6 protein-coding genes are annotated in these 5,870 nt (G+C 63.2%); 5 read left to right on the forward strand and 1 reads right to left on the reverse strand.

Features of this window, described 5'->3' with window-relative positions; genetic code table 11:
• Positions 1–156 precede the first annotated feature (156 nt).
• Entirely contained in the window at positions 157–450 is a 294-nt protein-coding gene (locus QMX97_RS31465; protein WP_065905741.1) for a DUF1330 domain-containing protein, read from the reverse strand.
• Positions 451–519: 69 nt separating this feature from the next.
• On the opposite strand from QMX97_RS31465, the gene ribBA reads away from it, so the two are divergent.
• The 5 genes from ribBA to QMX97_RS31490 all read left to right on the forward strand — a co-directional run bounded on the left by ribBA (position 520) and on the right by QMX97_RS31490 (position 5,790).
• A complete protein-coding gene (ribBA, locus tag QMX97_RS31470) occupies positions 520–1,629 on the forward strand; it encodes a bifunctional 3,4-dihydroxy-2-butanone-4-phosphate synthase/GTP cyclohydrolase II (RefSeq protein ID WP_065905740.1) in 1,110 nt (369 codons plus the stop codon).
• Positions 1,630–1,856: 227 nt separating this feature from the next.
• Entirely contained in the window at positions 1,857–2,882 is a 1,026-nt protein-coding gene (locus QMX97_RS31475) for an ABC transporter substrate-binding protein (protein WP_282398206.1), read from the forward strand.
• Positions 2,879–3,796: an ABC transporter permease gene (locus QMX97_RS31480; RefSeq protein ID WP_282398207.1), complete on the forward strand. Its 918-nt coding sequence runs from the start codon at positions 2,879–2,881 to the stop codon at positions 3,794–3,796. The genes QMX97_RS31475 and QMX97_RS31480 overlap by 4 nt, the downstream gene beginning before the upstream one ends.
• 6 nt (positions 3,797–3,802) lie before the next feature.
• Positions 3,803–4,612 (forward strand): ABC transporter permease, encoded by an 810-nt coding sequence (locus QMX97_RS31485; RefSeq protein WP_065905737.1) that lies wholly within the window; start codon positions 3,803–3,805, stop codon positions 4,610–4,612.
• Between the two features lie 17 nt (positions 4,613–4,629).
• Positions 4,630–5,790 (forward strand): ABC transporter ATP-binding protein, encoded by a 1,161-nt coding sequence (locus QMX97_RS31490; RefSeq protein WP_282398208.1) that lies wholly within the window; start codon positions 4,630–4,632, stop codon positions 5,788–5,790.
• Positions 5,791–5,870 lie beyond the last annotated feature (80 nt).

Below are 5,870 nucleotides of genomic sequence, written 5' to 3' on the forward strand. Positions count from 1 at the left end.
AAGGCCCATTTCATCCGCTGACTTCCAGACCGAACCGAGTCCCAGTGTGGGAGCTGGCTTGCCTGCGATGGCATCCACCGGGTTTACCGGATGTACCGAGGTGCCTGTATCGCAGGCAAGCCAGCTCCCACATTCGGACCCGGTTGGCTGATACAGCTAGGGCGCCAGGCCTTCCACAATAATGATCTGCGCAACCCCAGCCCCCTCCCGGTGCCCTTTCGCCTCCTGGTACTCCACAGACTCATAACACGCCACCGCCTGCTCATAACTATCAAACTCGATCACCACGTTACGCTGGCGCGCCGGCCCGCCTTCGAGCGCGGTGCTGCGCCCGCCCCTGGCCAGGAACCGCCCGCCAAACTTCGCAAACGCTGCCGGCGCGCGTTGGGTGTATTGCGTGTACTGCTCTGCATCGGACACATCCACATGGGCAATCCAGTAGGCCTTCATCGCGACATCCTCTTGTTTGATTTTTGTGGTATACCATAATACATACAACCAACAAATCGAGCACTCTACATGGCCTTCAACAGCATCGCAGACATCATCGAAGACTACCGCCAGGGCAAAATGGTGCTGCTGGTGGACGACGAAGACCGGGAAAACGAAGGCGACCTGTTGCTGCCTGCGGCCTGCTGCACCGCCGAGACTATCAGTTTCATGGCCCGCGAAGCCCGTGGCCTGATCTGCCTGACGCTGACCGACGAACACTGCCAGCGCCTCGGCCTGGAACAGATGGTGCCGAGCAACGGCAGCGTGTTCAGCACCGCGTTTACCGTGTCCATCGAAGCCGCCACCGGCGTGACCACCGGGATCTCCGCCGCCGACCGCGCGCGCACCGTGGCGGCAGCCGTGGACAGCAACGCCGGGCCCGCCGATATCGTGCAACCGGGGCACATCTTCCCATTGCGCGCCAAGGACGGCGGTGTGCTGACCCGCGCCGGCCACACCGAGGCCGGTTGCGACCTGGCGCGCCTGGCCGGGCACACCCCGGCCTCGGTGATCGTCGAAGTGATGAACGACGACGGCAGCATGGCCCGCCGTCCGGACCTGGAGATTTTCGCGCGCAAGCACGGAATCAAGATCGGCACCATCGCCGACCTGATCCACTACCGCCTGAGCACCGAACGCACGGTGGTGCGCATTGGCGAACGCGATCTGCCCACGGTGCACGGCACGTTCCGCCTGATTACCTTTGAAGACCGCATCGACGGCGGCGTGCACATGGCCATGGTGATGGGCCAACTGCGCCGCGATGAACCCGCGCTGGTGCGCGTGCATGTGATCGACCCGCTGCGCGACCTGGTCGGCGCCGAGTACAGCGGCCCGTCCAACTGGACACTGTGGGCCGCCCTGCAACGCGTCGCGGCAGAAGGCAGTGGCGTGGTGGTGGTGCTGGCCAACCATGAGTCGTCCCAGGCGCTGCTGGAGCGCGTGCCGCAATTGACCCAGACGCCGCGCCAGTTCAGCCGCTCGCAGTCGCGGATTTATTCGGAAGTCGGCACCGGGGCGCAGATATTGCAGGACCTGGGCGTCGGCAAGCTGCGTCACCTCGGACCGCCCCTCAAATACGCCGGGCTGACCGGCTACGACCTGGAGGTGGTCGAGAGCATTCCCTTCACCGAATGATGGATAACCGGTAAGGCAAAATGCTTGCACAAAGTTTGGAATACCATAATATGATATTCCATAGACCGAACGCTTTCGCCAAGTGCGCCCGCCAGGGATAGCACCAATAACAGCCCTTGGCACGGTCGCCTTTTGGGGCCTCGAATAGGGGCCTCGATAAACCTACTGCTCCCGATAGGCGGGCATTACCAAGCCCGCTCAATAACAAAACAAATGAGGGCGTGAAAATGGTGTTGAACAAACGTGCAACCGCAGTGCTGTTCGCGGGCTTGCTGGCCACGGCCACTCACGCGGCCCTGGCGGCCGAAAGCGTCAATTTCGTGAGCTGGGGCGGTAGTACCCAGGATGCGCAGAAGCAGGCGTGGGCCGACCCTTTCAGCAAGGCCAGCGGCATCACCGTGGTCCAGGACGGCCCTACCGACTACGGCAAACTCAAGGCCATGGTCGAAAGCGGCAACGTGCAGTGGGACGTGGTCGACGTCGAGGCCGACTTCGCCTTGCGCGCCGCCGCCGAAGGGCTGCTCGAACCCCTCGACTTCTCGGTCATCCAGCGCGACAAGATTGACCCGCGCTTTGTCTCCGACCATGGCGTCGGCTCGTTCTTCTTCTCCTTCGTGCTCGGCTACAACGAAGGCAAGCTCGGCGCCGGCAAGCCGCAGGACTGGACCGCGCTGTTCGACACCAAGACCTACCCCGGCAAACGCGCCCTCTACAAATGGCCAAGCCCCGGCGTGCTCGAACTGGCGCTGCTGGCCGACGGCGTACCCGCCGACAAGCTCTACCCGCTGGACCTGGACCGCGCCTTCAAGAAACTCGACACCATCAAGAAAGACATCGTCTGGTGGGGCGGCGGCGCGCAGTCGCAACAACTGCTGGCCTCCGGCGAAGTCAGCATGGGCCAGTTCTGGAACGGGCGCATTCACGCACTGCAGGAAGACGGCGCGCCCGTGGGCGTAAGCTGGAAGCAGAACCTGGTGATGGCCGACATCCTCGTCGTGCCTAAAGGCACGAAAAACAAAGCCGCTGCGATGAAGTTCCTGGCCAGTGCCAGCAGCGCCAAGGGCCAGGCGGATTTTTCCAACCTGACCGCCTATGCTCCGGTGAACATCGACAGCGTGCAGCGCCTGGACTCAGTCCTCGCGCCCAACCTGCCGACGGCATACGCCAAGCACCAGATCACCCTCGATTTCGCCTACTGGGCCAAGAACGGCCCGGCCATTGCGACACGGTGGAATGAATGGCTAGTCAAATGAAAATGACGGCAACCACGCCGACCGGGAGCGCCCTCGGCGCTGCCGGCCCGGTGTCCGGCAAAGCTTCGGCGCCGTCCCTGGCGCAGCGCTGGCGGGGGGCAAGCAACCTGCTCCCGGCCCTGCTGTTCCTCGGCCTGTTCTTTCTCGCACCGCTGATCGGCCTGCTGCTGCGCGGCGTGCTGGAGCCGGTGCCGGGCCTGGGCAACTATGAACAGCTGTTCGCCAACTCGGCGTATGCGCGGGTGTTGCTCAATACCTTCTCGGTGGCCGGCCTGGTGACGCTGTTCAGCCTGCTGCTGGGCTTCCCGCTGGCCTGGGTGATCACCCTGGTGCCCCGTGGCTGGGGACGCTGGATCCTGAATATCGTGCTGCTGTCAATGTGGACCAGCCTCCTCGCCCGCACCTATTCCTGGCTGGTCCTGCTGCAGGCTTCGGGGGTGATCAACAAGGCGCTGATCGCCATGGGTATCATCGATGCGCCGCTGGAGATGGTGCACAACCTCACCGGCGTGGTGATCGGCATGAGCTACATCATGATTCCGTTCATCGTGCTGCCGTTGCAGGCGACCATGCAGGCCATCGACCCGATGATCCTGCAGGCCGGCTCGATCTGCGGTGCCAGCCCGTGGACCAACTTCTTCCGGGTGTTCCTGCCGCTGTGCCGGCCGGGGTTGTTCTCCGGTGGCCTGATGGTGTTCGTGATGTCCCTCGGTTACTACGTCACCCCGGCGCTGCTCGGCGGTGCGCAGAACATGATGCTGCCCGAATTCATCATCCAGCAGGTGCAATCGTTCCTCAATTGGGGCCTGGCCAGTGCCGGCGCAGCGTTGCTGATCTTCATCACGCTGGTGCTGTTCTACTTCTACCTGAAGCTTCAGCCGGAATCCCCGGTTGGCGCCAGCAATGCGAGGTAAGCCGTCATGCTGCTGACTCCCAATGCCATGAGCCGCAGGATGCGCCTGGGCCTCTACACCACCACCGGCGTGATCGGCGTGTTTTTGCTGCTGCCGATTGTATTCATCGTGCTGCTGTCGTTCGGTTCGTCCCAATGGCTGGTATTCCCGCCGCCGGGCTGGACGCTGAAATGGTACGCGCAGTTCTTCTCCAACGCCGACTGGATGAACGCGGCGATGGCCAGCCTCAAGGTGGCGGTGCTGACCACGGTGTTTGCCGTGGCGCTGGGCTTGCCCACCGCATTCGCGCTGGTACGCGGGCGCTTTCCCGGCCGTGAGTTGCTCTACGGCCTGTTCACCCTGCCGATGATCGTGCCGCTGGTGATCATTGCCGTGGCGGTGTATGCGCTGTTTCTCAAGCTCGGCTACACCGGCACGATGTTCGCCTTTGTGGTCAGCCATGTGATTGTCGCGCTGCCGTTCACCATCATCTCGATCATCAATTCGCTGAAACTGTTCGACCAGTCGATCGAAGACGCGGCAGTAATCTGCGGCGCCTCGCGCCTGCAGGCGGTGTTCAAGGTGACCTTCCCGGCGATCCGCCCGGGCATGGTGGCCGGCGCGCTGTTCGCGTTTCTCGTCTCGTGGGATGAAGTGGTGCTCAGCGTGATGATGGCCAGCCCGACCCTGCAAACCCTTCCCGTGAAAATGTGGACCACCCTGCGCCAGGACCTGACGCCTGTGATCGCCGTCGCCTCGACGCTGCTGATCGGCCTGTCGGTACTGGTCATGGTGATTGCCGCCGTCGCTCGTCGACGCACTGAAACCCGCGCTTGAGCGCCGAGGATTAAGACATGAGTGCAGTGATCAAAGACCCCGCCCAAAACCCTGGCCAACCCCTGGTCAGCCTGCGCAACCTGAACAAGTACTACGGCGAATTCGCCGCCGTGGACAACATCTCGCTGGACATCCAGGACGGCGAATTCCTCACCTTCCTCGGCTCCAGCGGCTCGGGCAAAAGTACCACCCTGTCGATGCTCGCCGGCTTCGAAACGCCGAGCAGCGGCGAGATCCTGGTCAGCGGCCAGTCGCTGGTCAACGTGCCGCCGCACAAGCGCGACATCGGCATGGTGTTCCAGCGCTACTCGCTGTTCCCGCATTTGTCGGTGCGCGACAACATCGCCTTCCCCCTGGCGATTCGCAAACTGGCCAGCGCCGAACGCGAGAAACGCGTCGACGCCATGCTCAAGCTGGTGCAGCTCGAACAGTTCGCGCATCGCCGCCCTTCGCAACTGTCCGGCGGCCAGCAGCAACGCGTCGCCATCGCCCGCGCGCTGGTGTACGAGCCACGCATCCTGCTGATGGACGAACCCCTCGGCGCCCTCGACAAGAAGCTGCGCGAAGACCTGCAGGATGAACTGCGCCAGTTGCACCGGCGCCTGGGCATCACCATCGTCTACGTGACCCACGACCAGGAAGAAGCCATGCGCCTGTCACAGCGCATCGCGATTTTCAGCCACGGCAAGATCGTCGGCCTCGGCAGCGGTTTTGACCTGTACCAGAACCCACCGAACGCGTTTGTCGCCTCGTTCCTCGGCAACTCCAACTTCCTCAAGCTCAAGGCCCAGGGCAATGCCGCGGCGATATTCGAAGGCCAATCGCTGTCGATCCGCCTGACCAGCGGCCTGCACACCGAGCAGGAGGTACTGTTGATGGTGCGCCCGGAAAAAGCCCTCGCCCTCAGTGTCGAGCAAGCCGCCGAGCAGCCCCTGGCAGCGGGTTGGAATGAAGTCTCGGCAATGGTCGGCGAAGTGTTGTTCCTCGGCGAAAGCCAGACCTGCACGGTAAAAACCCTCGGCGGTACCTCGATGACGGTCAAGGCGTTGTCCGCCGCCGGCATGCCGCTGAAAGCCGGCGACCCGGTGCGCGTGCGCTGGGCCACGGCGGATGCGTGCGTGTACACCGAGTGGGCTGAGAGTGACCTGAACAAGGCGGCCGGCTCATTGAGTCACTAGGGACACGCCGAAACAATGTGGGAGCGGGCTTGCTCGCGAATGGGGTGGAACAGTCAACGTCTGCAGCGACTGATCCGGCG

Source organism: Pseudomonas sp. PS01298, from assembly GCF_029959745.1.
Lineage (GTDB): Bacteria > Pseudomonadota > Gammaproteobacteria > Pseudomonadales > Pseudomonadaceae > Aquipseudomonas > Aquipseudomonas aylmerensis.

Bases quoted from the DNA above. Each gene is read 5' to 3' on its own strand.
- QMX97_RS31485 (WP_065905737.1), top strand. From the start codon at position 3,803: ATGCTGCTGACTCCCAATGCCATGAGCCGCAGGATGCGCCTGGGCCTC.
- ribBA (WP_065905740.1), top strand. From the start codon at position 520: ATGGCCTTCAACAGCATCGCAGACATCATCGAAGACTACCGCCAGGGC.
- QMX97_RS31475 (WP_282398206.1), top strand. From the start codon at position 1,857: ATGGTGTTGAACAAACGTGCAACCGCAGTGCTGTTCGCGGGCTTGCTG.
- QMX97_RS31480 (WP_282398207.1), top strand. From the start codon at position 2,879: ATGAAAATGACGGCAACCACGCCGACCGGGAGCGCCCTCGGCGCTGCC.
- QMX97_RS31490 (WP_282398208.1), top strand. From the start codon at position 4,630: ATGAGTGCAGTGATCAAAGACCCCGCCCAAAACCCTGGCCAACCCCTG.
- QMX97_RS31465 (WP_065905741.1), bottom strand. From the start codon at position 450: ATGAAGGCCTACTGGATTGCCCATGTGGATGTGTCCGATGCAGAGCAG.